This is a genomic window from Streptomyces sp. NPDC030814, assembly GCF_055572155.1.
Genome location: NZ_JBVIDX010000001.1, coordinates 502,449 through 523,361, shown reverse-complemented (window position 1 = coordinate 523,361; position 20,913 = coordinate 502,449). Strand labels below are relative to the sequence as shown.

The 20,913-nt window shown below is 69.6% G+C and carries 16 protein-coding genes; 10 read left to right on the top strand and 6 right to left on the bottom strand.

All coding sequences use genetic code 11. The features are described 5' to 3' along the window. Nucleotides 1–24: 24 nt before the first annotated feature. Entirely contained in the window at nt 25–480 is a 456-nt protein-coding gene (locus ACZ43N_RS02160; protein ID WP_468094421.1) for a hypothetical protein, read from the top strand. A gap of 101 nt (nt 481–581) precedes the next feature. Here ACZ43N_RS02160 and ACZ43N_RS02155 read toward each other — a convergent pair whose 3' ends face one another. Next, entirely contained in the window at nt 582–1,598 is a 1,017-nt protein-coding gene (locus tag ACZ43N_RS02155; RefSeq protein WP_468094420.1) for a hydroxyacid dehydrogenase, read from the bottom strand. Between the two features lie 146 nt (nt 1,599–1,744). On the opposite strand from ACZ43N_RS02155, the gene ACZ43N_RS02150 reads away from it, so the two are divergent. The 6 genes from ACZ43N_RS02150 (at nt 1,745) to ACZ43N_RS02125 (ending at nt 10,794) form a co-directional block, all read left to right on the top strand. After that, the gene (locus ACZ43N_RS02150) at nt 1,745–3,028 is read left to right on the top strand and encodes an FAD-binding protein (protein WP_468094419.1); all 1,284 of its coding nucleotides are present in this window, start codon (nt 1,745–1,747) and stop codon (nt 3,026–3,028) included. Between the two features lie 154 nt (nt 3,029–3,182). Next, entirely contained in the window at nt 3,183–4,436 is a 1,254-nt protein-coding gene (locus ACZ43N_RS02145) for an ROK family transcriptional regulator (RefSeq protein WP_468094418.1), read from the top strand. 309 nt (nt 4,437–4,745) lie between these two features. Then, a complete protein-coding gene (locus ACZ43N_RS02140) occupies nt 4,746–6,011 on the top strand; it encodes an ABC transporter substrate-binding protein (protein WP_468094417.1) in 1,266 nt (421 codons plus the stop codon). Between the two features lie 23 nt (nt 6,012–6,034). Continuing rightward, nucleotides 6,035–7,000 (top strand): carbohydrate ABC transporter permease, encoded by a 966-nt coding sequence (locus ACZ43N_RS02135; protein WP_468094416.1) that lies wholly within the window; start codon nt 6,035–6,037, stop codon nt 6,998–7,000. Continuing rightward, on the top strand, nt 6,997–7,893 hold the full coding sequence (locus ACZ43N_RS02130) for a carbohydrate ABC transporter permease (RefSeq protein ID WP_468094415.1): 897 nt from the start codon (nt 6,997–6,999) through the stop codon (nt 7,891–7,893). Before ACZ43N_RS02135 ends, ACZ43N_RS02130 begins: the two co-directional genes overlap by 4 nt. An 18-nt stretch (nt 7,894–7,911) precedes the next feature. Next, the gene (locus ACZ43N_RS02125; RefSeq protein WP_468094414.1) at nt 7,912–10,794 is read left to right on the top strand and encodes a glycoside hydrolase family 2 TIM barrel-domain containing protein; all 2,883 of its coding nucleotides are present in this window, start codon (nt 7,912–7,914) and stop codon (nt 10,792–10,794) included. Nucleotides 10,795–10,913: 119 nt separating this feature from the next. On the opposite strand, the gene ACZ43N_RS02120 is transcribed toward ACZ43N_RS02125, so the two are convergent. The 3 genes from ACZ43N_RS02120 to ACZ43N_RS02110 form a co-directional block, all read right to left on the bottom strand. After that, a complete protein-coding gene (locus ACZ43N_RS02120) occupies nt 10,914–11,831 on the bottom strand; it encodes a D-alanyl-D-alanine carboxypeptidase family protein (protein WP_468094413.1) in 918 nt (305 codons plus the stop codon). Between the two features lie 226 nt (nt 11,832–12,057). Continuing rightward, the gene (locus ACZ43N_RS02115; protein ID WP_468094412.1) at nt 12,058–12,582 is read right to left on the bottom strand and encodes a hypothetical protein; all 525 of its coding nucleotides are present in this window, start codon (nt 12,580–12,582) and stop codon (nt 12,058–12,060) included. Further along, nucleotides 12,579–14,294, bottom strand: coding sequence for a PHP domain-containing protein (locus ACZ43N_RS02110; RefSeq protein ID WP_468094411.1), 1,716 nt, complete (start codon nt 14,292–14,294; stop codon nt 12,579–12,581). The genes ACZ43N_RS02115 and ACZ43N_RS02110 overlap by 4 nt, the downstream gene beginning before the upstream one ends. Before the next feature lie 248 nt (nt 14,295–14,542). Between ACZ43N_RS02110 and ACZ43N_RS02105 the strand changes: the two genes are divergently transcribed. Next, nucleotides 14,543–15,862, top strand: a complete 1,320-nt coding sequence (locus tag ACZ43N_RS02105) for a jacalin-like lectin (RefSeq protein ID WP_468094410.1) — start codon at nt 14,543–14,545, stop codon at nt 15,860–15,862. Nucleotides 15,863–15,930: 68 nt separating this feature from the next. Here the strand turns inward: ACZ43N_RS02105 and ACZ43N_RS02100 are convergent, their stop codons facing one another. Then, nucleotides 15,931–16,404, bottom strand: coding sequence for a hypothetical protein (locus tag ACZ43N_RS02100; protein ID WP_468094409.1), 474 nt, complete (start codon nt 16,402–16,404; stop codon nt 15,931–15,933). A 176-nt stretch (nt 16,405–16,580) separates the two neighbouring features. Here ACZ43N_RS02100 and ACZ43N_RS02095 point away from each other — a divergent pair, with 176 nt between their 5' ends. Continuing rightward, on the top strand, nt 16,581–17,201 hold the full coding sequence (locus ACZ43N_RS02095; RefSeq protein WP_468094408.1) for a TetR-like C-terminal domain-containing protein: 621 nt from the start codon (nt 16,581–16,583) through the stop codon (nt 17,199–17,201). Nucleotides 17,202–18,823: 1,622 nt separating this feature from the next. Next, entirely contained in the window at nt 18,824–19,795 is a 972-nt protein-coding gene (locus tag ACZ43N_RS02090) for a LuxR C-terminal-related transcriptional regulator (RefSeq protein WP_468094407.1), read from the top strand. A gap of 47 nt (nt 19,796–19,842) precedes the next feature. On the opposite strand, the gene ACZ43N_RS02085 is transcribed toward ACZ43N_RS02090, so the two are convergent. After that, nucleotides 19,843–20,859, bottom strand: a complete 1,017-nt coding sequence (locus tag ACZ43N_RS02085) for a LysR family transcriptional regulator (RefSeq protein ID WP_468094406.1) — start codon at nt 20,857–20,859, stop codon at nt 19,843–19,845. Nucleotides 20,860–20,913: the final 54 nt, after the last annotated feature.

Genomic DNA, 20,913 nt, shown 5'->3' with positions numbered 1-20,913 from the left:
GCGGCTTCCGAGGGAGAGATGCACATGCGCAAAGGACGTAGGAATCTGCTGGGCACCGGCACCATGGCCGCGGCGTTGACCGCGGGGCTCGTCGTCATGGCTCCGGCCGCTCACGCCGCGACGGGCAGTGCGAGCATCAGTGCCGCACAGGCCGGCAGCTTCGGCTTCGCGAGCGCCACCTGGACCTGGTCGGGCCCCGGCAGGCTGACCAACATCGATCTGCACGTCAGCGACGACGAGTGCAACAGCAACCCCGTGTACGTCAAGTTCCGTGTGACGCGCACCAACGGGGCGACCTGGACGACCAGCACCGGCCGTTACGACTACAACGGGTGCGCCGGGAACGGGACGGTCCACCCGGACCTGTCGCTCTCGGACAACTTCAACATCAGGAACGTGGCCCTCGTCCTGTGCAACGAGCGCACGGGCGTGGACCAGTGCTACACGGGCCCCAACTCGGGGAACAACCCGCTCGCATGACGTGCCGTCCTCGCCTCGGCCGCCTCTGACCACCAGGGGCGGCCGTCGTCGTGCCGACGTCCGAAAACAGTGCAACCGGAATCGCGTTCATCCCCTCCGCGTCATGCCGTGCGTTCCAGTACGGCGCGGTCGAGGGCGTGGGCCGGGCGGGTGCCGGCGGCCACGCGTTCGGCCTCCTCCGTGACCGCCAGGCCGAGGCGGGCGAGCTCGTTGCCCTGGGAGCCGGCGAGGTGGGGGGTGACGAAGGCGTTGGGGAGGTCGAGGAGCGGGGAGTCGGCGGGGAGCGGCTCGGGGTCGGTCACGTCGAGGATCGCGCGGAGGCGGCCGGTGCGCAGTTCGCCGGTCAGGGCGTCGTGGTCGACGAGGGCGCCGCGGGCGGTGTTGATCAGGACGGCCCCGTCGGGCATGAGGGCGAGCTCGCGGCGGCCGAGCAGACGGTGGGTCTCGGGGGTGTCGGGGGCGTGGACGGTCACGATGTCGCAGGTGCCGAGGAGTTCGTCGAGCGGCAGCAGGGGGACACCCAGGGCGGCGGCTCCCGCCTCGTCGACGTACGGGTCGGTGAGGCTCACCCGCAGGTCGAAGGGGCGCAGCAGCTCGATGACACGGCGGCCGATGCGGGAGGCGCCGATGACGCCGACACGGCGGCCGTAGTTGCCGATGCCGGGGACGAAGCCCCAGCCGGGGTGGTTCCGTTCGGCCCTGAGGCGGTCGCGGTGCCCGAGGAGGTCCTTGCCCGCGAGCAGGATCATCGCGAGCGTGTACTCGGCGACGGGCAGGGCGTTGGCGTCGGCGGCCGTGGAGACGGTGATGTCCCGTTCCCAGACGGCCGGGGTGACGAAGCCCTTCACCGAGCCCGCCGAGTGCAGGATCGCGTGCAGCGCGGGCGCCGCGGCGAGGACCGTCGCGTCGATCCGGGGGCAACCCCAGCCGGTGATCAGCACCTCGGCCCCGGCGAGCACCGGCCGGACGCGGGGGTCGGTGAAGTCCTCGGCGCGCTCGACGACCAGCGTGGGGTCGATGTCCACCGCCTCCCGCAGCCGGGACAGCACCGTGGGCGGGAAGATCCGCGGAACGTTCTCGGCGGTCATGGCGAACAGGGCGCGTGGACGCTCGGGCAAGGAAGTGGCCTTCCGTCGGCGATCTTGGCGACAGTAACCGTTCGCTCACCGTAGGCGGGCGGGTGAGAGGGGGTCAATGGAGCGCTGGGAGCAGGGAGGATGAGCCCGGACGGCTACGGCTCGTGGAGCGTGGAGGGACGGCAGGCATGACGACCGAGACCCTGACCAACTGGGCGCGGAACATCACGTACAGCGCGAGGGAACTGCACCGGCCGCACTCGGTCGAGGCGCTGCGGGCCCTGGTCGCGGGCAGCGAACGGGTGCGGGTGCTGGGCAGCGGACACTCCTTCAACGAGATCGCCGAGCCCGGCCCGGACGGTGTGCTGCTGTCGCTGTCCGCGCTGCCGCCGGTGATCGAGGTGGACTCGGCGGCCCGTACGGTCCGGGTCGGTGGCGGAGTCCGGTACGCGGAGCTGGCCCGCGCGGTGCACGCCCACGGGCTCGCCCTGCACAACATGGCCTCCCTGCCGCACATCTCCGTGGCCGGGTCGGTGGCCACCGGCACCCACGGCTCGGGGAACGGCAACGGACCGCTCGCGGCGGCCGTCCGCGAGGTCGATCTGGTCGTCGCGGACGGCTCGACGCTGACCCTGGGGCGTGGCGACGAGCGTTTCGGCGGGGCGGTGACGTCGCTCGGCGCACTGGGTGTGGTCGCGGCGCTCACCTTCGATCTGGAGCCGGCCTTCGAGGTGAGCCAGACCGTGTACGGCCCGCTTCCCCTGGCCGGGCTGGACCTCGCGGCCGTCTCCGCGGCGGCGTACAGCGTGAGCCTGTTCACCCGCTGGCGGCACTCCGGCTTCGACCAGGTCTGGGTCAAGCGGCGCACCGATCAGCCGTACCGGGAGTTCCCGTGGGCGGCGCCGGCGGCCGGGCCGACGCACCCGGTGCCGGGGATGCCTGCGGTGAACTGCACCGAGCAGCTGGGGGTGCCGGGGCCGTGGCACGAGCGGCTGCCGCATTTCCGGGCGGAGTTCACGCCGAGCAGCGGGGAGGAGCTGCAGTCGGAGTATCTGCTGCCACGCGCGGACGCCGGGGAGGCGCTGCGCGCGCTGGACGGGCTGCGGGAGGCGGTGGCACCGGTGCTTCAGGTGTGCGAGGTCCGTACGGTGGCAGCCGACGAGCAGTGGCTCAGCCCCTCCCACGGCCGGGACACGGTCGCGCTGCACTTCACCTGGATCGCGGACGCGGCGGCCGTACTGCCGGTGGTGGGGCGGGTCGAGGAGGCGCTGGCGCCGTTCGGGGCCCGGCCGCACTGGGGCAAGGTGTTCACGGTTCCGGCGGCCGCGCTGCGGGCGCTGTACCCCCGGCTGGGTGAATTCGGGGTGCTGGCCGACGCGCTGGACCCGGCGGGCACGTTCCGCAACGCCTTCGTCCGGGAGGTGCTCGGCGACCCAGCGGGACCGGCGGGCGGGTCTCCCACCTGGGCCTGAGGCGTCGCGTCGCTCTCCGGCCATGGCCGTCCGCCCTACGGCAGACTTTGTAAACCCCCTTTCCTAACCCCTTGTCGAAAGTCTCTCCTAGTCATAGCCTTGCGCCGCGCCGGGGCCACGGGCCCCGCCATGGCCTGGAGGGATCGAGGAGAACATGTCGTCGGTGAAGCGCACGTCTCGCGACATTCGCACCGCGAACCGCTACGAGGTGCTGCGCCAGATCATCGCCGAGTCTCCCACGTCGCGGCAGGAGCTGGCGGCGGCCACCGGGCTGAGCCTCGCCACGGTCGCGACGCTGGTCGGGGAGCTGCTCGATCTGCGGCTGATCACGGAGGTGGGCTTCGAGGACTCGGCGGGCGGGCGCCCCCGGGGGCTCGTCGCCGTCAACACCGCGGGCGGCGCGCTGATCGGCGTCGACATCGCGGAGACCTACGTCCGGGTCGAGCTGTTCGACCTGGCGCTGAACGTGCTGGCCCGCGCGGACGAGGACATGCGGCCCGGGGAGAGCCGGCCGGAGCAGGTCGTCGGCCATGTCGCGGCGGCCGTCGGCTCGGTGGTCACGCAGGCCGGGGTCGAGGGCGCGCGCGTGCTCGGCGTCGGGGTGAGCGTGCCGGGGCAGGTGGACCGGGAGGGCGGGGTGTCGGAGTACGCCCCGAACTGGGACTGGCACGACGTCCCGCTGCTCGACCTGCTCGCGGAGCACATCGCCTACCCGCTCCACCTGGACAATCCGCTGCGGGCCTGCGCGGTCGCCGAGCTGTGGTTCGGTGCGGCCCGGGGCCGCGGGGACGCCGTCGTGGTGAACCTCGGTACGGGCGTCGGCGCCGGGCTGGTGCTGGGCGGCGGACTGCACCGGGGCGTCAGCAACAGCGCCGGGGAGTGGGGGCACACGACGCTGGTGCTCGACGGACGGCTGTGCCACTGCGGCAACCACGGCTGCGTCGAGACCTATGTCGGGGCGCCCGGCATCATGCTGCATCTGCGGGAGCTGAGCCCGCAGAGCACCCTGCTGCACCCCGAGGACCAGACCGCGACCATCGACGCCCTCGCCCGGGGTGTCGCCGACGGGGACCCCGTCGCGCTCAAGGTCGTCCGGGACACCGCCCGTTACCTCGGTGCCGGCATCGCCGACCTGGTCAACCTGCTCAACCCGGAAGTGGTCGTGCTCAGCAGCTGGGTGGCGGCCACCCTCGGCGAACCGCTCCTGGCCGAGGTGCGGGAGGCCGTTGCCCGGCACTCGTTGCGCCGTCCGCTGGACGCCGCCGAGATCGTCCTGTCCCCCATCCCGACCGACCCGGTGTGCCTGGGCGCCGCGACCTTCGCCCTCGAAGGGGCGCTGTCGTCCTTCAGCCAGCGGCCCACCAGGCGCGGCGCCCCCGCGAGGAGCCGTACCGCGTCGGCGTCGTGAAGGCGCGGGGTGCCCACCGCGCCGGCCCGGCATCGGGCCTGGCCACGGCGGTGACATCCCACTGAGCAGAGGGCCGTCGGACCCTGACCCGGCGGCCCTCGTACCCGTCTCAACTCCACCCCGGAACACCCACGTTCGGGCCCCCGAACCGAATACAACGCTTCGAACAGACTTCGTTCAACCCCTTGCCGAAGCCTTAGCCGAAGGTTAACGTCCCGCTCCGCAAGCCTCTTTGAGCCACGGGCACTGAGCCGCAGAGCCATGCACCGGCACAGCGCCGGGAGCCGTACTCGAGACAAGGACGTCAGCATGTCGGCAATGAGCAACAGGAACTTCGACCGCCGCACCGCACTGCGGGCCGCGCTGGGTCTGGCCGCCGCGGGCGGTCTCGCCGCGTGCGGCAGCAACAACGGCCGAGGCGGCGGTTCCGGGTCCGGCAAGGCCCTGACGCAGTACTTCCACGCGTACGGCGAGGCCGGCACCGAGCAGGCCATCAAGCGGTACGCGAAGGCCTACAAGGGCGGCAACGTCACCACGCAGTGGATCACCGGCTCCAACTTCGAGAGCAAGCTGTTCGCGTCCCTGCTCACCGACAAGGCCCCCGACTGCTTCGAGTTCCACCCGCAGCTGCAGCTGATCGAGAGCGGTCAGGTGGCGGACCTGAGCGACCTCATCAACCCGGTGAAGGACGACTTCAACCCGGCCGACATCCAGTCGCACACGGTCGACGGGAAGATATACGGCATCCGGATGATCGACGACCCGCAGTTCTTCTTCTACCGCAAGTCGATGTTCGAGAAGGCCGGTGTCGAGGTCCCCCAGACGCTCGACGAGCTGATCGCGGCCGCCGCCAAGCTGACCACGAGCAAGGTCAAGGGCGCCTACCTCGGCAACACCCTGCACTCCATCATCGACCCGCTGATCTGGTCGGCCGGTGCCCAGCACCTCGACGACAAGAACCAGATCGCCTACCACACGGACGCGGTCGTCGACGGCTTCAAGCAGCTGCGCAAGCTCTTCACCAGCGGTGACCTGCTGCTCGACGCCCCCACCGACTTCTGGGACCCGTCCGCGCTCAACCAGGGCCTGACCGCGATGCAGTGGTGCGGTATGTGGGCGATGCCGCAGATGCAGGAGGCGCTCGGCGACGACCTCGGCATCTTCCCGTTCCCGAAGGTCGGCGACGCGGGCAAGCTCTCGGTCTACAACGGCGGCTGGTCGATGTTCGTCAACGCCAAGGGCAAGAACGTCGACGAGACCAAGGAATACGTGAAGTGGCTGTGGATCGACCAGAAGGAGTACCAGGAGGACTGGGCGCTCTCCTACGGCTTCCACATCCCGCCGCGCAAGTCGATCGCCGAGTCCGCCGACAAGCTGAAGTCGGGTCTGCCCGCTGAGGGCGTCAAGCTCTTCAACGAGTACGGCAACTTCGACAACATCGGCTGGACCCAGGCGAGCCGGACCGCCATGGAGGACGTCATGGCCAACTGCGTGCGCAAGGGCGGCGACCCGGACAAGGAGCTCACCAAGGCCGACGCCAAGGTCAACCGTGAGCTGAAGAAGCTGTTCGGATAGGCCTGGGGACAGGTACCCACGACATGTCGACCATCACCAAGGACGGCGTCTCCAGCCCCGCCCCGGCGAAGGCCGCTCCGGCCAAGCCGCGGCGGGGGCTGCGGGGCTCCCCCACGCTCAACTTCTGGCTCTTCACCGGGCCGTTCCTGATCGGCCTGGCGGTCTTCGTCTACGCGCCGATCCTGTGGAGCCTGTGGCTCTCGTTCTTCGAGGCCCGCTTCACCGTCACCCCCGACAAGTTCGTCGGCCTCGAGAACTACGTCGTGATGCTCACCGACGAGGACTTCGTGGGGTCGCTCGGCACCTTCACCGTCTTCGCCGCGATCATCGTGCCGCTGACCTGGGCGACCTCGCTCGGGCTCGCGCTGCTGGTGAACCGGCTGCGGTTCATGCGGGCGTTCTTCCGCTCGGTGTTCTTCCTGCCGACGGCGGTCAGCTACGTGGCCGCCTCGCTGATCTGGAAGATGTCCATCTTCAACGGTGTCCGCTTCGGCCTGATGAACACCTTCCTGGGCATGTTCGGCATCGACAACACCGCGTGGCTCGCCAGCCCCGACCCGCCGTGGTACTGGCTGGTCATCGTGACCGTACGCCTCTGGCTCCAGGCCGGCTTCTACATGATCCTCTTCATCGCGGCCCTGCAGAACATCCCGCAGGAGATGTACGAGGCCGCCGCGATCGACGGCGCGAAGCCCGGCTGGCAGACGTTCTGGCACATCACTCTGCCCCAGCTGCGGGCGACCTCCACCGCCGTGATCCTGCTGCTCCTCGTGGCCGCCTACCAGGCGTTCGACGAGTTCTTCAACCTGCTGGCGAAGACCACCTGGGGCAGACCGCCGCTGATGGAGCTGTACTACAAGGCCCTCGGCGACAACCAGGACTACGGCGCGGGCAGCGCGGGGGCTCTGATCCTCACCGTGCTGATCTGCCTCGTCACCCTGCTCCAGGGCAAGATCATGGGATTCGGAAGGGGTGAGGAGTCCAAGTGACCACCACGACGACACCTCCGGCGGAGCGGGTGGTCGAGGCACCGGCCAGGCCGCGCAAGGTCCGCAGCGGCAATGTGATCGGCTCGACCGGTCTCTACCTCGCCACGGGCATCGCCGCCGTCCTCTTCCTCATCCCCTTCTATCTGATCGTCCGCAACGCGCTGATGACGGATCCGGAGATCACGGGCGAGGAGTGGAAGTGGTTCCCCACCGACATCCAGTGGGGGAACGTCAACGAGCCGTTCGACGACCCGTCGGTCGACTTCGCGCGCTCGCTGTGGAACTCGGCGGTCGTGGGCGTCCTGCACACCCTCGGCACCCTGCTGGTCTGCTCACTGGCCGGCTACGGTCTGGCGCGCATCCCGTACAAGCACGCCAACAAGGTCTTCTACGTCGTCCTCGGCACCCTGATGGTCCCGACGGCCGTGACGTTCGTGCCCAGCTTCGTGCTGGTGTCCTCCCTAGGCTGGATCGACACCTACCGGGGTCTCATCATTCCGGGGCTCTTCAGTGGTTTCACGTGCTTCCTGTTCCGGCAGTACTTCCTGGGGTTCCCCAAGGAGCTGGAGGAGGCGGCGCGGATGGACGGGCTCGGTTACCTGGGCGCGTACTGGCGGGTCGTCGTTCCCAACTCGCTGAACTTCTTCGCCGCGATGGCGACGATCACGTTCATCAGCGGGTGGAACTCCTTCCTGTGGCCCCTGGTCATCGGCCAGGACCCGAGCGCGTGGACCGTCCAGGTCGCGCTCTCGAACTACACGACCGGCCAGACCGTCAACTTCCATCTGATCTTCATGGCGACGGCCATTTCCATCCTGCCCCTGGTGTTCGTGTTCCTCTTCCTCCAGCGCTGGCTGGTGCAGGGCATCGCGCAGACTGGCATCAAGGGCTAGGAACCAGCAAGGAGACCGATGTCTTTCCGCACCACCGGTACCACCACATCCGTCGACTACGTCGAGGACGTGTCGCCGGGCAGCGGGGCCCTGCCGCCCCGCGCCTGGTACGCGTCCTCCGACGCCCGGTCCCTGTCCCTCAACGGTGACTGGCGTTTCCGGCTGTCGCCGACCGCCGACGCCGAGGACGACTCGTTCGCCGCGGAGGGGTACGACGCCGGGGGCTGGGCCCGGGTGTCCGTGCCGGGGCACTGGGTACTGCAGGGCGACGGCGCCTTCGGGGCGCCGATCTACACCAACCACCTGTACCCCTTCCCGGTGGACCCGCCCCGGGTGCCGACGGAGAACCCGACCGGCGACCATCTGCGGTACTTCGACCTGCCCGACGGGTGGCCCGCGGACGGCGGTGCCGTGCTCCGCTTCGACGGTGTGGAGTCCTGCGCCCGGGTCTGGCTGAACGGCAGGGACATCGGCGAGTTCAAGGGCTCGCGGCTCGCCCACGAGTTCGCGGTCGGGCATCTGCTGAAGCCCACGGGCAACGTGCTGGCGGTGCGGGTCCACCAGTGGTCGGCGGGCTCGTACCTGGAGGACCAGGACCAGTGGTGGCTGCCCGGTATCTTCCGCGACGTCACCCTGCTGCACCGCCCGGCGGGCTCCGTCCTCGACTTCTTCGTGCACGCCTCCTACGACCACGTGGGCGGCACCGGGACGCTGCGCGTCGACTCCGACGTCGACGGCCGGGTCCTCGTGCCCGCCCTGGACATCGATGTCGCGACGGGCGAGCCGGTGACCGTCCCGGTCGAGCCGTGGACCGCGGAGACCCCCCGCCTGTACGACGGCGAGCTGGTGACGGAGGGCGAGCGCGTCCCGCTGCGGATCGGCTTCCGCACGGTCGTGCTGGAGGACGGCCTGATCAAGGTCAACGGCCGCGCGATCCTCTTCAAGGGCGTCAACCGCCACGAGTGGCACCCGGAGAGGGGCCGCGCGCTCGACCTGGACACGATGCGCGCGGACGTGCTGCTGATGAAGCGGCACAACATCAACGCCGTGCGCACCTCGCACTACCCGCCGCACCCCGCCTTCCTCGACCTCTGCGACGAGTACGGACTGTGGGTGATCGACGAGTGCGATCTGGAGACGCACGGCTTCACCGAGCAGAACTGGCGGGACAACCCCGTCGACGACGACCGCTGGACCCCCGCCCTGCTGGACCGGGCGGCCCGGATGGTCGAGCGTGACAAGAACCACCCGTCGGTCGTGATGTGGTCGCTCGGCAACGAGTGCGGCACCGGTCGCGGTCTCACCGCCATGGCCGAGTGGATCCACGGCCGCGACGGCTCCCGACTCGTGCATTACGAGGGCGACTGGGACTGCCGTGACACCGATGTCTACTCCCGGATGTACGCCGACCACGCCGAGGTCGAGCGCATCGGCCGGGGCCTGGACGGCGGCACCCACAAGCGTCGCGGTCTGCCCTTCATCCAGTGCGAGTACGGCCACGCCATGGGCAACGGCCCCGGCGGCCTCGCCGACTACCAGCGGATCTTCGAGGCGCACGAGCGCCTCCAGGGCGGCTTCATCTGGGAGTGGATCGACCACGGCATCACCCACCCCGAGCTGGGCTACGCCTACGGCGGCGACTTCGGCGAGGAGCTGCACGACGGCAACTTCGTCTGCGACGGCCTGGTCTTCCCGGACCGGACGCCCTCCCCGGGCCTGGTCGAGTTCAAGAAGGTGATCGAGCCGGTCCGCATCGACGGCGACGGCACCGCCGGCACGGTCCGGGTGCGCAACGCGTACGACTTCGCGGACCTGTCGGAGCTGGCCTTCGAGTGGTCCTACCAGGTCGACGGGAAGACGCTGGAGGCGGGCGCGCTGGCGGTGCCCTCCCTGAAGCCCGGCGAGTCGGCCGAGGTGAAGCTGCCACAGCCGCCGTCCGGCGGGTCGGCGGGCGAGGCGCTGTGGACCGTACGGGCGCTGCTGGCCGAGGACACCGCGTGGGGCCGCAAGGACCACCAGGTGGCGTGGGCCCAGCTGCCGGTCGTGGAGCGGCCGTCGCCGGTCGTGGTGCCGGCCGACCGCCCCACGGCGAGCGAGAAGCTGATCCACCTCGGCCCGGCCTCCTTCGACGTCCGCACCGGCGCGCTGAAGACCATCGGCGGCGTCGACGTGACCGGGCTGCGCCTGGACGTCTGGCGGGCGCCGACCGACAACGACGCCGGGGCGGACTGGCAGCCGGACCCGCAGTACGGCCTGCTCTGGCGCAAGTTCGGCCTCCACCGCATGCGCCACCGCCTGGACGCCGTCGAGGTCGGCGAGGACGCGCTGACCGTACGGACCCGGGTGGCGCCGGCGGCGTGGGAGATCGGGCTGCGCACGACGTACCGGTGGACGTCGGACGGGACGCGGCTGAAGCTGACCGTGTCGGTGGACCCGGAGGGCGACTGGACGGTCCCGCTCCCCCGCCTCGGCATCCGCTTCGGGCTGTCCTCGGCGGACGCCGTGCGGTGGTACGGCGGCGGCCCCGGCGAGGGCTACCCCGACACCAAGTCCGCGTCCATGCTGTACCGCTGGCACTCCACGGTCGACGAGCTCCAGACCCCGTACGTCCGTCCCCAGGAGAACGGGGCCCGCCCCGACGTCCGCTGGGCGGAGCTGGGCGGTCTGCGGATCGACGGCGACCCGGAGTTCTGGTTCACCGCGCGGCGCTGGACGAGCGAACAGCTCGACGCCGCCGAGCACCTCACCGACCTGCGGGCCGGTGACACGGTGTGGGTCAACCTCGACCACGGTCAGATGGGCATCGGCTCCCAGTCCTGCGGTCCGGGTGCCCTGCCCCCGTACCACCTGCGGGCGGAGCCGACGGAGTTCTCGTTCGTGTTCTCGGAGACCCGCGACTGATTCCGGGGCTTCCCGGGCGAGCCGTTTGACGGCAGAGCCCGGATGGCCGGACGACGGGGGCCCGGGAACGGCATGCCGTTCCCGGGCCCCCGGTCGGTCGCTCCGGTCGCTCCCGCCGGTCAGTCCCGCTGTGCGCCCGCGGGCAACTGACGCAGCTGCATGGTCGACGCGGTGCTGGTGCCGAAGCCGTAGTCCAGCATCTTCGCGGCGTCGCTGTAGCGGCTGGTGGCGTTGAGCACGACACCGATGACGGTCTTGTCGCCGCGGGTGGCGGAGAAGACCAGACACGGTCCCGCGGGGGTGCTGGTGCCCGTCTTGATGCCGTTGGCGCCGCTGTAGGAGCCGAGCAGCTGGTTGGTGTTGTACCAGGTGTAGGTACGGGTGCCGCCGGTGCTCGTGGTCACGTAGCGCACGGTCTTCGTCGATTTGACGACGGCGCGGAAGGTCGAGTACTTCATCGCACTCCGGGCCAGCTTCGCCAGGTCCCGCGGGGTGGTGTAGTTCTCGCCGGTCGTCGAGATGCCGTCGAACGAGTCGAAGTGCGTGTTGGTCAGACCGAGGTCGGCGGCCTTCTTGTTCATCTTGCCGATGAACGACTTCACCCGCGCGGAACGGGTGTCACCGGTGCCGAAGGTGTCGGCGAGGGCGTACGCGGCGTCGCAGCCCGAGGGCAGCATCATCGCGTACAGCAGTTGCCTGACCGTCACAAGGTCGCCCGTCCTCAGGTCGGCGGTGCTCGCGCCCTTGGCCGTCACGTAGTCGCGGTACGCCTGCCTGATGGTGACCTTGCGGTCGAGGTCGAGACCGGTCTGGCTGAGGACCACCCGCGCGGTCATGATCTTGGTGGTGCTGGCCATCGGCCGCTGCGTGTCGGCGTACTTGCTGAACAGCTTGGTGCCGGTCGCGTTGTCCAGCAGGTAGGCGCCCTTGGCGCTGACCGTGGGCGCGGTCACCGCCTGGGCGGGCGAGGCCATGGGCGTGGCCAGCAGCACGGTACCCGCGGTCACGGCGATCGCCGCGGCCTTGCGCAGCGTCATCGCACCGGATCTTCGTGCGCCCGCACTCCGGCGCACACGCCTGCTCTTGTCAAAGGTCATCAATTCAAACACTCCGAAAAACACCTGAACCGGAATGAAAGCCATGGAGGCAGGCACAAAAGCACCCCTGTCCTTACATGGATCACAAGGGAGAGAATGGTTGCACAGTTCTCCCGTCGACCTTCGGGCACCCCTTTATGCGCATTCCCCGCCCGGAGACGGGGTCTCAGTGGTCCGCGCAGCACGGTGTCGGGTCCGGTACCTCGAACGGGACGACGGTGCCGCCGACGGCGGGCATCGCGGTGAGGACGAGTTCACCGTCGTGCCAGCGCGGGCGCACGTGATCCCGTGTCACCAGTTCGGTGTCCGGGGCGGGTTGGCCGGGCGAGCCCAGGACGGTCACGCGGGCGATCGCGGAGCGGGAGAGCAACTCCGCGATCGTCAGCGTGCCGGTGAGGGAGGAGACGCCCGGGTAGAGCACCGCGCGGCCCATCGGGTCGGGGATGCCGGGTGTCACCTCGTACCCCCGGGCCGTGAGCCGCTCCCGGGCGGTGCGCAGGAGCGGCTCCGACGGGAGTGCGAGGGACAGGGCGACGCGGGGCCGATCCCCGCGCACCAGGTGCGTGCAGCCGAACACGTCCTCGGGGAGGGCGAGTTCCGCGGCCAGCGTGTGGAGCAGGTGGTCGGCCGCGCGCAGGTCCCTGACTCCGGTGTCCACGGTGAGGGCGTCCCTCGTCTCGATCGCGTTCACGAGGGCAGGACCCACACCGGGTTGGAGTAGAACCACAGGTCGCGCCACGGGTCTGCGTCGCCGACGACGTCGATGGCGGGGCCCGCGGGGTCGACGGCCGCTCCCATCGCGCCCACGGCGGAGCGGTTGCCGTCGCTGCCGCGCAGGCGGACGTAGAGCGGGCGGTCGACCCGGCCGAGTTCGTAGGTGAGCCGGACCCTGCCGGTGGACTTGTTCACCTCGTACGACTTCACGACCTTCGCGGTCGACGCGGTGAAGGTGTCCTTGTCGGCGGCCTCGCCCGTCACATCGCCCTGGATGACGTCGACGCGAGCCAGTTCGGGGACGAAACCGGCCCAGTTGGGGCCGCCGGCGAGCGCCACGTCGACGCTCAGCGTGACCTTGGTGCCCTTCTTGACGTGCAGGGCGCCGCCGAGGGTGGCCCAGCGGCTGCCGCCCAGGACGCGGACGTCTAGGCCACTGATGAGCTGGCCGTGGTCGACCCAGACGCGGCCGGCGCGGATGCCCTCCATGACGGCGGCGTAGGTGAAGCCGTCGGCGCCGACGTGGGTGCGGCTGTACTGGCCGGGCCAGTAGTCGCCCTCGGTGAGGTCGATCCTGCCGCTGTAGACGGGATCGGTGTGCTTGCCGTTGGCGGTGTAGTCGCTGTCGGGGCCGCCGCGCTTGACTGTGTCCGTGTAGACGTTGTGGGAGTCGGAGTTGGCGGTGATCCACCAGGGCTTGCCCTCGGCGAGGAGGCTGTCCCACAGGCCGCCGACGGTGGCGGTCATCCAGTCGAAGCCGCCCCAGGTGCGGTAGCTCTCCAGGGGGTAACCGGCGAAGGAGTTGGCTCCCGGGCTGCCGTCGTAGAGACCGCGGGAGCGGCCCATGCCGACGGACTTCTCGATGCCGGCGGCCTGGTGGCCGGGCGCGCCCTCCATGCCGACGGCGATCCGGTGGGGCGCGGACGTGGCGTCGCGCCAGGCGCGGATCTCGTGCGGTGAGTCGATGCCCTTGCGCGCGGGGTGGTTGGCGAGCATCAGGATGTCCTTGACCTTGCGTCGCCGGACCTGCTCCGCAAGGAAGTTGAGGCCCGCGATGGCGAGGGCCTCGTTGGCGGGCGTCGAGTCGGTCGCCTTCTTCACACCGCCGTCGTAGTCGGTCTCGAACTGCTTGAGGACGGAGACCTCGTTCCTGCCGGGGTGCACGAAGACGGTGCCGTGCTCGGCGGCCGGGATGTTCCACTCCAGGCCCTGGAAGACGAGGGTGTCCTCGTACGCGGCCCGGGCCTGCTTGATGTCCGGGTTGACCTTCTCGACGCCGATCTTGGCGTGGGTCTCGTTGCCGTGGTCGGTGATGACCATCCAGTCCATGCCGTGCCTTGCGCCCTGGCGGACCTGGTCGACGACGCGGTACTTGCCGTCGTTGCTGTACTGGGTGTGGATGTGGTGGTCACCGGCCAGCCACAGGAACCCGCCGCGCTTACGGCTGTTCGTGGTGGCGTAGGCGGGGGCGGCCGCCGCCTGGCCGAGGACGCTCGCGGCGGTCAGGCCCGCGCCGAGGAGACCGGCGCGGCGAAGGAGGCCACGTCGGGACTGCTGCTCGGGGGTCAGCGCCTCGTCGGGCACGGAGGTGTCGAAGGCGGCGGGGAGGGCAGCCGCCGCCCCGTGCTCGTGCTCGTGGTCGTGCCCGTGGTGGTGATGCCCGTGGCCGTGCGCGTGCCCGTGTCCCATGAAACGCCTCCTGGATGCCGCTGCCTTCTGCGACTGCCTTCCGCGACGCGACGGCGCCGCCTGTGGAGGATCGAGGCGAAACATGAACGTTGAACGATCAGGAAGTTACTGTCGGGTTCACTGGGTGCGGCGGATCGCCACGCCCTCCACTGTTTCCCCAACTTACCTTGCACGTCACACTAGTTGACACTGAACCTGAACAGCGTTCATCTTCCCCTCATCCCTGCCCCGCCCCCGGAGAGTCCCCCATGAGAAGACTGATCGGCACCCTCGCGGCCGCCGCACTCGCCGTCACCGGCCTCGCGACCACCGGCGCGGCCCCTGCCGCAGCCGCCACCACCGGCACGTTCAACGTGCTCACGTACAACGTCGCGGGCCTCCCGGAGGGACTGAGCTCCGGCAAACCGGCGACGAACACCCCACTGATCTCTCCGCGCCTCGGGGCGTACGACATCGTCAACGTCCAGGAGGACTTCAACTACCACGCCGCGCTGTACGCGGGCGACGACCACCCGTACCGCACGGCGACCAGCGGCGGAGTGCCCTTCGGGGACGGCCTCAACACCCTCTCGGACCTGCCCTTCGAGGACTTCGAGCGGGTCAAGTGGAACAAGTGCACCGGCACCAACTGCCTTACCCCCAAGGGCTTCTCACTGGCCCGGGTGAGGCTCGCCGAGGGCGTGTTCGTCGACCTCTACAACGTGCACACCAACGCCGACTCCGACGACGCGGCCATGGCCGCCCGCCGGGCCAACATCACGCAACTCTCCGACTTCATCAAGGCGAACTCGGCGGGCAACGCGGTGATCGTCATGGGCGACACCAACACCCGCTACACGCGCTCGGGCGACAACATCCGCACGCTGCTGTCGGACAACGGGCTGCGCGACCCGTGGGTCGACCTCGTCAAGGGCGGTACGCCGCCGGCCCAGGGCAGTGACGCCCTGGTCTGCGCCACCACGGCCCCGGCCCAGGACTGCGAGGTCGTCGACAAGGTCCTCTACCGGGACAGCGCCGTCGTGGACCTGACCGCCACGCGCTACCACAACGAGTGGGCGACGTTCCTCGACGCGGCCGGGAAGAACCTCTCCGACCACTTCCCGCACACCGTCGACTTCTCCTGGGCCGTCAACTCCCGGCTCGGGGCGAGCGACTTCTTCGGCGGCCCGCACGGCACGGCGTTCAACGACGCGGACGACCTCCCGTCGACGGTCTCGCCCCGCACGCTCACCCTGCGCGGCGCGTCCCGTCTCGACGCGGTGTCGCTCACGCACGACGGCGGTACGACGCTCACCCACGGCGGCGCCGGCGGCACGGCCGCCTCGCTGACCCTGGCGCCCGGCGAGCACCTGACCTCGGTGAAGCTCACCCAGGGCAAGAAGGACGGACACACCCGGATCTTCTCCGCCGCCTTCACCACCGACCAGGGCCGCACCCTCGCCTCCGGCACGCCCACCGGCGACACCCGGACCTTCACCGCTCCGGCAGGCCGGCAGATCGTCGGCTTCACCGGCCGCTCGGGCACCGAGATCGACAAACTGGGCGTCCTGTACGCACCGATCCGCTGACCGTGGCGCACGGGGACCTGGCCGGCACCGTCCGTCCGCGCCAGGTCCCGTACCCGACGGGCCCGGTCTCAGTCGAAGCCCAACCCGTTCTCGTCCAGGGCGTTGAAGACGGTCACGGTGGCCGCGTCGAAGACGAGACGAACGTCGACACCGCCGAGGGCGAGGTCGTCCGCTCCCTCCCACGCGCGGAGTTCGACGCCCCGGAGCACCGCCCCGCGCAGGGCCCGCAGTGCGGGCAGCGGCTCGCGGCGCCACCCGAGGTCGAAGCCCGGCCAACGAACCGGCCGGGCGGTGTCGATCGTGTTCCACGTCAGCGACAGGTCATCGAGCTTCCAGTGGTTGACCTCCACCTGTACGCCCTCGAAGTCGAACAGCACCGGACAGTCCGGGAACCACTCGTCGTCCCGCAGGTCCCACACCAGCAGGCTCGCGGTCAGGGTGCGCCCGATGAGGCCGCGCAGCCGTCGGCCGTGTTCGCGGTCGGTCTCGTCGCGTCCGTTCAGCCACCGGGGGCGGTAGCCCGGAACGCCGAAGTCGAACAATGCCTGCCTCCCTGCACCGGGTCGTGTCCGCGAAGTCCCGCCACACGCGGCGGGCGGGACCGCCTGGTGCGGTGACCGGAAAGGCGAGCCGGAGAACCCTTCGGGCCACAGCCCTCAAGGACCCCTTAGGCTGTCGCCCGCACAGCGCAGGCGCACAGAACACGAGGTGGTCGCCCATGCCCAGAACCGGCCTCACGACCGAGCGGTTGGTCGCGGCCGCGGCCGATCTCGCGGACGAGGTCGGGTTCGAGAATGTCACGCTGTCGGCGCTCGCGCGGCGGTTCGGGGTGAAGGACGCGAGCCTGTACTCCCATGTCAGGAACCTCCACGATCTGCGGACCCGCGTCACGTTGCTGGCCGGCGGCGAGATGATCGAGCGAATCGCGGAGGCGGTGGCGGGGCGGGCCGGGAAGGACGCACTGGCCGCGTTCGCGGGGGCCTACCGGGCGTACGCGCTGGAGCGGCCGGGGCGGTACGCGGCCACCCAGGCACGCATCGACCAGGACCTGCTGACCGCCTCGCCCACCTTCCGCCGCACCGCCGAGATCACCTACGGCATGCTCCGCGCCTACGGCCTCGAAGAACCCGATCTCACCGACGCCGTACGCCTGCTGCGCAGCACCTTCCACGGCTACTGCGCCCTGGAGGCCGGCGGCGGCTTCGGCGCGGTCCGCGACGTCCGGGCGTCCTGGGACCGGGCGATCGAGGCCCTGCACGTGGCCCTGGAGAACTGGCCTCGTGAGGCGCCGGCTCGGGAGACCGGAAATCCACGCGACGCCCCACGGCCGAGCCTGTGACCGAGCTAAGTGGACGCCGTCCTCTTCTTCGGTGCTGGACACAGGGGTCGCGGTGGTGCCGAAGCCGGCCCAGGCGGAAGTGCCGGGCTGCAGGCTGTGGGTCTCACTCGCGCGGGTCGGCTCGGCGGCGTCGCGGCCGGCCTGGCAGCCGAGAATGGACAGCAGGTCCTTCTCGGCCAAGCGACCGTTGACCGCGGCGGTGCCCAGCGCGCCGTCAACTGCCTCCGGGCAGTTCGGCTTTGACAAGGTGATGGCCTCGGGCATCTTGGCCTTGATCCGGCGGGTGCCGGCAGTGGCGGCCTCCACCACCCAGCTCGCGGCGCCGGGGCCGATCATCAAGAACGCGGCCTCGGCGGCACTGGCCGCCTTCGGGGTGCGGTCGCCGTCCTTGCCCTCGCGCTGGTCGCCGCCTCGACCGGGCCGACGTCGAGAGGTGTTCGACGTCACAGCGTGTTCCCGTCGGCCCGGGCCGGGCCGCACCCGGCGGCGAACTCGCCCTCGCCCGGCGCACCGTCGACCGGGGCCCTGGCCGAGCCGTCATCACCCAAGCCGTACTCACCCCGGCGAGACAGCGCTGAAAGCGCGCGATGAAGGAATCAGGCCGGCCTCCCGCCCATGGCTTCGCGTCGAGACGCACGAGCGCGCCGCTCACCAGCTGATCATCGCTCCGTCGTCGTCAGGGCCACCACTCCCTCCCCGTGCGTCTCCACGGATCGGCCGCCCTCACCCGGCACCGTGAAGTTCACCACTCACACAGCACCGGCCGCCAGGCGAATTCCCGCCGTACGTTCGTACGCGGGCGGCGGCCCCAAGCGTCGGCCGTCGCTCGTCCGGGTGCGACAGCGACAGCGTCGAACGCCTCCGCCGGCTCCGCCTCGCCCGCTCCAGCACACCTGATCCTCCGGGCCGACAAAGCCCGGAAACAGGGAGTTGACAATCGGCAGAGCCCTGGGGGCCCTGATGGCTTCACCCTCCACCTACGCGACAAAACCCGCCAACTGTGCGGGGTCACCGTGGGGCGGCCTCCTCACGCTTCACGTTTTCGATCTATGCTTCTGCTGCCCGCCTGAGGCTTTTTGGGGAGTCATCATGTCCTGTGACCCATGTGGCATGCACGCAACCGGGAAAGCGACGCAGCTTGGCAGAGAGCGACACACAGGCCCGATTACCGAAGGCCGTGAACCCCTCGGCATCCCATTGCGAATGAGTTCGGCTCGATTCCACTCGTTATCCCGGAGCGCCTTCGGTTCGAACAGGCGTCGTGATCAAGCCAACACAGAGCACACCGGCTGCTGTGCGATGGCGTCGTCCGGTGCCGGAATACCCGGTGCGCCGCTTCAACGTTTCGTGAAATCCGAAGCGAGTATGACCGCTCAAGGTTTGAACAGAATTTTTCCCTTGAAGTGGGCCTCGTGTTCTGCGTCACCTCCTTTCTCGCACAGTCGGCATCGCCGCACCGTCGGTCGCCGCCGCACCGCCCTGCCGGTCTCCGCACCCGAGGCCCGGACCGGGAGGCTCCCAGTGGGCGGACGAGTCGCCCGAGATGCACATGTTGGAGCCGAAGACGGGGACGGAACGAGGCAGCGATGATGAACAGGCCGACGACAGCACCCGACACGGCCATGGCGTTCGACGAGTACATGTTCGGGTTGTATGAGTGGATTCTGGAACGGGACCACTTCGACCCGCAGAACGCCGCGGAGGGTCTGGGGCTGGCACCGGATCAGATCAGCGCCGCCTTCCAGCGCCTGGTCGTACTCGGGTTGGTGCGCGTGGACCCGCACAACAGTCTGCGCGCCCGAGCCGTCGACCCCGACGCGGTGGCGCTGCGCCACACCATGCCCCTGCGCGACACGATACGCAGCGAGCAGGAGAAACTGGACCGGCTGACAGCCGACTTCAACCGACTGCGGGACACCTTCCTGCGCCCTCGGCACGTCGAGGAGAAGCACGTCACGGTCGTCCCCAACCTTGACGAAGTACGTGCCGCGCTCACCAGGGCCTCGGTGGACTGCCGCGAAGAGATGCTCTCCATACAGCCCGGCGGAAACCGTCAGCCCGAAGCGCTCCAAGAGGCCTGGCAGCGAGACCACGACCTGCTGTCCCGCGGCATAACGATGCGCACCATCTACCATCACACCGCCCGCTTCAACGGTCCCAGCCTCGCCTACATCGCTGAAGCCACCGCTCTCGGCGCCGAATACCGCACCGCCCATGAACTCTTCGGACGTCTCATCGTCTTCGACCGCTGCAAGCTCGCCTTCATACCCATGCAGGACAACGAGGACGGGGCGGTCATCATCCACGAACCGTCAATCGTCGCTTATCTGCGGGGTCTCTTCGAGACGGTCTGGGCGCGGGCGACACCCGTCAGCTCCACACCGACCGACTTCGAACAGGTCGCCAAGGAACTCGATCAGACCATCGTCGAACTGCTGAGAGCGGGTCTGAAGGACGAGACAATCGCTCGGCGGCTTGGAATGTCCCTGCGGACCACGCGCCGTCACATCGCCGACATCATGAAACACCTTGGTGCCGAAAGCCGTTTCCAGGCCGGTGCTTTGGCGGCTCGGTTCTACGGGGAACTGGGCTGACGCGCGAGCGACGACACCCACCGGCCGCTCGGTGAGCGTGGCCGCCCTCATATGCCGCCGTTGATGCGGCACACGTCAGGGATCCATGAGCGGACCGGGGAGCCCTCGACCGGTGCGTACACCTGCTGGGCCGCCTCGCGGAGGGATTCCACGAACGTGATCGCCCGTTCGCTCAGCCGTGCGTCCGCCAGGTTCTTCACTCCTATCGCGAGGTGCGGACGGTCTCCGATGATCTCGACGGGGGCGACTCGCCCACCGCCCGAGGTCTGTACCGAATGAGGATGATGAGTGAACGTGAACCCCACTCCGGCACTGGCCAGACTGTGCATCGACTCCATGCCCGTCACACGGATCACCGGCGGCATGGACACCCTGTTCTGCCGGAAGACGGCCTGGACATAGCGGTGATGTCCGCTCGTGCCGGGCAGGTCGAGCAGCAGGAGCGGTTGATCCGCGAAATCTTCCAGGGAAGCGTATTTCGAGGTGGCCAGAGGATGCCTCTCGTCGACGAGCGCGTACAGCGACGGTGTGGCCACCTCCGTGAACCTGGTCTCCTCCGTGAACTTGGCCACCTCCGTGAACCTGGTCTCCTCCGTGGCGGCGAAATCGTAGGTCACGACCAGTTCGCAGACTCCGTCGCGCAGCAGATCGTCCGGGGACCGGGTGTCATGGACGCTTACCTTCAGCCCGGGGTGCGACCGGGCGAGCCCGGTCAGGGTTCGCGGGATCAGGAAGGGGGTGAGCGTACAGCACGACCCGACGTCCAGATGGCCTGTGCCGCTTCCCTGGAGCCGGCTGCTGTGGTCCTTCAACTCGCGTGCCTGTCGGAGGATCTTTCGCGCGTCGTCGAGGAGCTGCCGTCCGTCCGAGGTGAGGGTGACCCCCTTGGTGCGCCGGCGCAGCAGCAACTGGACACCGAGCTGGCGTTCCAGCCGCTGCATGGCGGAGGACACCGCCGACTGGGACGCGTGCAGTCGGGTCGCGGCTTCGGAGATGTTCTCGGTCTCGGCGATGGTGACGAAATAGAGCAGCTGTGTGAGGCTGAATTCCGGCCGGCCATTCACACGAGCCCTCCTTTGTCTCGGGCAGGTCTCACTGCGGAAGGGAAGATCGGGTTT

Bases quoted from the DNA above. Each gene is read 5' to 3' on its own strand.
- ACZ43N_RS02090 (WP_468094407.1), top strand. From the start codon at position 18,824: ATGGCGTTCGACGAGTACATGTTCGGGTTGTATGAGTGGATTCTGGAA.
- ACZ43N_RS02160 (WP_468094421.1), top strand. From the start codon at position 25: ATGCGCAAAGGACGTAGGAATCTGCTGGGCACCGGCACCATGGCCGCG.
- ACZ43N_RS02145 (WP_468094418.1), top strand. From the start codon at position 3,183: ATGTCGTCGGTGAAGCGCACGTCTCGCGACATTCGCACCGCGAACCGC.
- ACZ43N_RS02140 (WP_468094417.1), top strand. From the start codon at position 4,746: ATGTCGGCAATGAGCAACAGGAACTTCGACCGCCGCACCGCACTGCGG.
- ACZ43N_RS02135 (WP_468094416.1), top strand. From the start codon at position 6,035: ATGTCGACCATCACCAAGGACGGCGTCTCCAGCCCCGCCCCGGCGAAG.
- ACZ43N_RS02120 (WP_468094413.1), bottom strand. From the start codon at position 11,831: ATGACGCTGCGCAAGGCCGCGGCGATCGCCGTGACCGCGGGTACCGTG.
- ACZ43N_RS02125 (WP_468094414.1), top strand. From the start codon at position 7,912: ATGTCTTTCCGCACCACCGGTACCACCACATCCGTCGACTACGTCGAG.
- ACZ43N_RS02095 (WP_468094408.1), top strand. From the start codon at position 16,581: ATGCCCAGAACCGGCCTCACGACCGAGCGGTTGGTCGCGGCCGCGGCC.
- ACZ43N_RS02150 (WP_468094419.1), top strand. From the start codon at position 1,745: ATGACGACCGAGACCCTGACCAACTGGGCGCGGAACATCACGTACAGC.
- ACZ43N_RS02105 (WP_468094410.1), top strand. From the start codon at position 14,543: ATGAGAAGACTGATCGGCACCCTCGCGGCCGCCGCACTCGCCGTCACC.
- ACZ43N_RS02110 (WP_468094411.1), bottom strand. From the start codon at position 14,294: ATGGGACACGGGCACGCGCACGGCCACGGGCATCACCACCACGGGCAC.